A 4,602-nucleotide genomic window follows, 5' to 3' on the forward strand; every position below is an offset into this window, starting at 1 on the left:
GCGGATCTATCTCGATCAGGCGTTGATCAAAGAGCCCTACGGCAACCCAACCGCTTGGCACCTCGACAATCCCTTCTGGGCCTTCCATTCGCGCGACGCGATTTCGATCTGGATCGCGCTCGAGGATGCGACGCCCCTCAACGGCTGCCTGTCGTTCGTGCCGGGCAGCCACAGGCTCGCCCGCTACGATAACGCCAACATCGGGAAAGACCTTGCGGGACTCTTCAAGATCTACCCCGAGATGGCAGAGACGGACCCTGTCGCGGTCCCAATGCGCGCGGGCGATTGCAGCTTTCACAACGGCCTTACGGCGCATGGCGCCGGGGCCAACATGACCCGCCGCCGCCGGATCGCGATGACCGCGGCCTTCATGCCCGATGGCTGCACCTTTAACGGGTGCCAGGACATTCTGCCCACGGCTTACTTCGAAAGCTTGAACGTCGGCGACAGGCTCTGCGAAGACACGATCAACCCGATTGTCGGGAGAGCCTAGCTGGTCGGTCGCAGCCTGAGCACCATGAGCAGGCTACGACGGAAACTTAAGGACGATGCGGGGAGTTTCTCCGATACTGACCCACGAAAGTGCAGTAAGATTCAATAAATTGATTATGCCGGTACACTCAATTTATTGATTTCATTCTTTTTTCGTGGGTGAGAACCAGAAATCTTCCCGTACCGTTCCGTATATGCCAAGAGGACTTTCCAATACAGGTGGGGCGAGATCATAAACGCATGAACTAGGCATGCGCCATCGGTAACCAGGGATTGGAGTTCCCTTTATGGCTGTAGCTGCCGAATTCGCAATCGAGACCAGACTGAGGATGGCGGGCCTGCGCCCGACGCGGCAACGCGTTGCCTTGGCCGATCTGGAGGTGCTGGATATCCCGATCAGCAGTCTTGTGATCGACAATTCGCCGGAACCGCCCGAAGGCATGGAAATCGCCCATGTCGACGTGGTCATCCGTCTGCGCCCCATCCAGCGCTGATCGCTCTTTCCCTTGCATGACCTCGTCGGGATGGCGCCCGGGCCGCCCCGATAGGACGGGACGTCGATCCGAACCAGAGCGCTCCGCCACGCACGGCAAACGCTGCCAGTTTCAATGGTTCTGTTGCAAAGTCTTGTCCGGTCAGAGAATTTGCCAGAGTGGTGGCAACCTCATACGGCAGCGAGGATTTCGAGCTGCTCGGCGAGAGATGGCTTCGGATGAAGGCGTACAGCGCCTGTCGTTTGCGCATCATGTGGACCATCTCGGTCCCGGACAGGGTGACCGCGGCGGTGTGCGTCGATTTGAAACCGAGCATCGGCAGCACCCGGCGCTTGATACGCCGATGATCGGATGATCCTGCTCGATGCGGTTATTGAGGTATTGAGGTATTGGCTTTGGCGGATGGGGATCGGCTTCGACCGGCGCCGGGAGCAATCCTGCAATAGACTTGTGGCATCGCAGGAAACAATGCCTTCCCGGTTGGTCTGACTGCCGTCGATGACGATGCGATAGGGACGGCCATGGCGTGCCAGCGCTTTTGTGAAGAAACGCTTGGCGGCCGGCAAATCCCGGTATTCACTGAACCAGAACTCGACGGTGTGCGTGTTTCGGTAAATCCCGGACAGCTTTTTCGCTAAATCCCAGGACTGTCCGGGAATTAGCGGAACCCCTGTCCGTCTTTTGCGAAATGCGCAAAGGTGTCGTCGACGCTGTCGATGGCGCGATAGAGGTACATCCTCGCGGATCTTGATGTAGGTTCTTTAATAGATCGTCAGCGCTCGGTGAGTTTGTCGCTTATATCGGCCACCTGCAAGGTTCTTTCGATCTGGTCGGGCAGCGAACCCCGGCTGCCGCGTCGAAGATTGATGCGCGCCAGAAGCCCGTCGATGAGCGAGGCGCCAGATCGGCAGATAGAACACCTGCGATCCGATGTCGGAGTTACGACATTCTGTCCCGCACGCGACACGTGCCAGACGGGATAGCCAAGACAAATCAGCACTGGGCGTTTGGCACGCGTCTTGTATGGTTCAGATATCCACTTATCGAGAGAGTACGATGGCGCTAAAAAGCTCATACAACATGCTGTCCCCGGACATGCTCCGCAAGACTACCTGGAAGGGGAGCAAAACACCTCCTTTTGAGAACATCGAGAACACAACATCCGGCAAGATGTGGTCAAGTATTCCTGGCGGGCATAAGTGGCTTGGATATTTTCCCGTATACGATCGGGAATTCTCGCGCTTCCGTGGCAAGCGGCCGCGAGTCCTTGAAATTGGTGTCTATCGAGGCGCATCTCTCCGCTTGTGGAGCCGCTTTTTTGGTGTTGGCGCCCGGATTGTTGGCGTCGATGTAGACTCGCAATGTTCGAAGTCAGACAACCCGGACAGCAACATTCATGTGGAAATTGGTGATCAACGTGATGCTGCTTTTCTTCGATTAATTGTCGAGAAGTACGGCCCTTTCGATCTCATCATCGATGATGGAAGCCATGTCGCCTCTCATCAAATCGCCTCGTTCAACGCGCTTTTTATGACCGGCCTAAAGAACAACGGCATTTACTTCGTTGAAGACCTTGAGTGCATGTACTGGAGCAACACCGATGATTTTCGCGATGCGCCGGTCACATCCACGGACTTCTTCAAGATGCTCATCGACGTGCAGAACAGCGTATTTGAGGATTATACCTATCAAGATTTTCAGGTTCACCGCCCAACTGTCCTGACCGAGTATTCTGTATTTGATATCGCAAAGTCACTATCGAACATAAAGTTCGCCCGAGGTGTGGTGGTTATCGAAAAGATGGAACAGGAGCCTCCACGAGCGCTGCATTTGTAATCCATGTTAACGTATTCGCCAAGGGCAGGGCTCGACCGATGTCGGATGGCGTGTTGATAGATCGAGCGCCTTAATCTCTTGCACCAGAGCGCCAGATGGGGTGCTCGTACCGCTTACGATTGACGCACATAGACGACGGCCTTGCGCTTCAGGAGCTGCGCCGGGATCAGTTCAGCGCCGGTCATCGCCGAGCTCCTCGACGACGAGACGGGTCGCCTGCATCAGGATTTGGGCAAGCGTGATTACCGCCTTCGTTCGTTCCGCGTCGCTCATCCCGTCCATCCTGCGGGACTCGAACATCAGGCTCATCTGTCTGCACGAGGTCAGCGCGGCACGTCGTGCTTTTCCATCGACTTTCTCCCGAGCGATTCCACCATCGCGTTGGGAGCTTGGAGAAGCCGTGGCAGGGGTAAGCAGCCTCTTCAAATCTGACAGCGGCCCGATATCAACCTGCGGACGTCGCACACTGACTTTTCGGCCAAAATAGGGATGCCAGGGATAGTGAACCTTCGCTCTTCCCCGACATGGGCAGAATGAATGGGCGACGACGGTCGGCAGACGCAATTGGCTGTCGATGCCGAAACCTACATGGCCGATGTCATCGAGCGTATCCAGAACGCCTGGCCAGCCTCGCGCTGGGACGAGCTGATGCCGTGGAACTGGGTGCGCCGCCACGAGATGCCGCTCCCCTTGGCGGCATGAGCGCGCTCGATGACATGGCGCTGTCGGACCAGGCGCTTGAGGCCTGGATGGCCGCCAAGACCAACCCCCGCCCGCTGGTGTGAACCGTCTCGGCGCTGGATGGCTTCGTGACGGCGGCGGTCACTGGGCCGCGGTTCGCCGACCCGCAAGACTGGTGTGCCCGCTCATGGGCTTGCCACGTGACGTCCTGGCCAAAGGCTCTGCAACCGATCACGCCGTATTTGCCAGCCTCGCCAGGATCCATAACCGATCAACGAGACGCTGTTCGACAGACCGCAGGATTATTCGCCCCGCTTCACCACCAACGAGCCCGGCGGCGGCATCGACCCACGGCCGTGGTGCCAAGGGTTCTACGCGGCCATGAATCTCAACATCAAACGCTGGAAACGGCCATTCGACCTCAAGAACCCCAACCACGGTCAGCTGCTGCCGATCCTGATCTACTGCGTCGACAAGAAGGGGCGGGCCCGTCCTCGGCAAACCCAGGCCGGGACCCGAGACCGCGCACTTCATTGAGCACGAGGCGTACAAAGACATCGCCCTCGTCATCCCGCCTTTCGTGAATTCCACTATGTCACCGGTTATGAGAACCCACAGTGATCGCCCCCGGGGCGCGCCGACTAACGGCTGACCGCCATCCACGCATCAGGCGGATTCGGGAGAGCTGCCTTGGTGCACCGCTTACGCTCGACGATATGGGCACGCGGGCTCAAGATTCCGAAATTGCTCACGTCGACGGCGTGCCAGGGCCTAGAGGCCCCCTCCAGCCCTGTGGCCACAAGTGCCCGTTCAGCGCTGCGCCGTTCACAAGCATCGCAACCTTTTGACGCATGCGCCCAAGCGGCTTCGTGAGGAGATCGGCGTCGACTACGCCGACATGATCTACGCCAGGACCGTCAAGGAGGTGAAGCAAAGGCGCAAGGCCTTCATCCGCAAATGGCGCCTCAGATGCCGAGCCGTCGCCGACAGCCTTGAAGAGGGGGCGACAGCTTTTCACCTTCCTGCGCTTCCCTCCGAGCAATGGAGATCGCTTCGAAAGACCAACGCCGTCGAGCGACTGCACGAAGAAGTTCAAGCG

Annotated in this window: 5 protein-coding genes and 1 pseudogene; 5 read left to right on the plus strand and 1 reads right to left on the minus strand. The window is 58.1% G+C overall.

The annotated features are described in order from the left end of the window. Window positions 1–493, plus strand: a 493-nt coding sequence (locus tag GHK62_RS17575; RefSeq protein WP_153440451.1) for a phytanoyl-CoA dioxygenase family protein, incomplete at its 5' end; no start/stop codon positions are given. Between the two features lie 286 nt (window positions 494–779). Then, on the plus strand, window positions 780–986 hold the full coding sequence (locus tag GHK62_RS17580) for a hypothetical protein (protein ID WP_153440452.1): 207 nt from the start codon (window positions 780–782) through the stop codon (window positions 984–986). Between the two features lie 170 nt (window positions 987–1,156). On the opposite strand, the pseudogene GHK62_RS17585 reads toward GHK62_RS17580, so the two are convergent. Beyond that, window positions 1,157–1,585 (minus strand): annotated as a pseudogene (locus tag GHK62_RS17585) (DDE-type integrase/transposase/recombinase); the annotation flags it as partial. A gap of 457 nt (window positions 1,586–2,042) precedes the next feature. Here GHK62_RS17585 and GHK62_RS17590 point away from each other — a divergent pair. The 3 genes from GHK62_RS17590 to GHK62_RS17605 form a co-directional block, all read left to right on the plus strand. Continuing rightward, window positions 2,043–2,822: a class I SAM-dependent methyltransferase gene (locus GHK62_RS17590; protein ID WP_153440453.1), complete on the plus strand. Its 780-nt coding sequence runs from the start codon at window positions 2,043–2,045 to the stop codon at window positions 2,820–2,822. Window positions 2,823–3,359: 537 nt separating this feature from the next. Next, the gene (locus GHK62_RS17595; protein ID WP_234886941.1) at window positions 3,360–3,524 is read left to right on the plus strand and encodes a transposase domain-containing protein; all 165 of its coding nucleotides are present in this window, start codon (window positions 3,360–3,362) and stop codon (window positions 3,522–3,524) included. 823 nt (window positions 3,525–4,347) lie between these two features. Continuing rightward, the coding region (locus GHK62_RS17605; protein WP_380785733.1) for a transposase at window positions 4,348–4,602 on the plus strand (255 nt) is incomplete at its 3' end.

Origin of the sequence: Sinorhizobium terangae, assembly GCF_009601505.1 — a bacterium.
Classification (GTDB): domain Bacteria; phylum Pseudomonadota; class Alphaproteobacteria; order Rhizobiales; family Rhizobiaceae; genus Sinorhizobium; species Sinorhizobium terangae.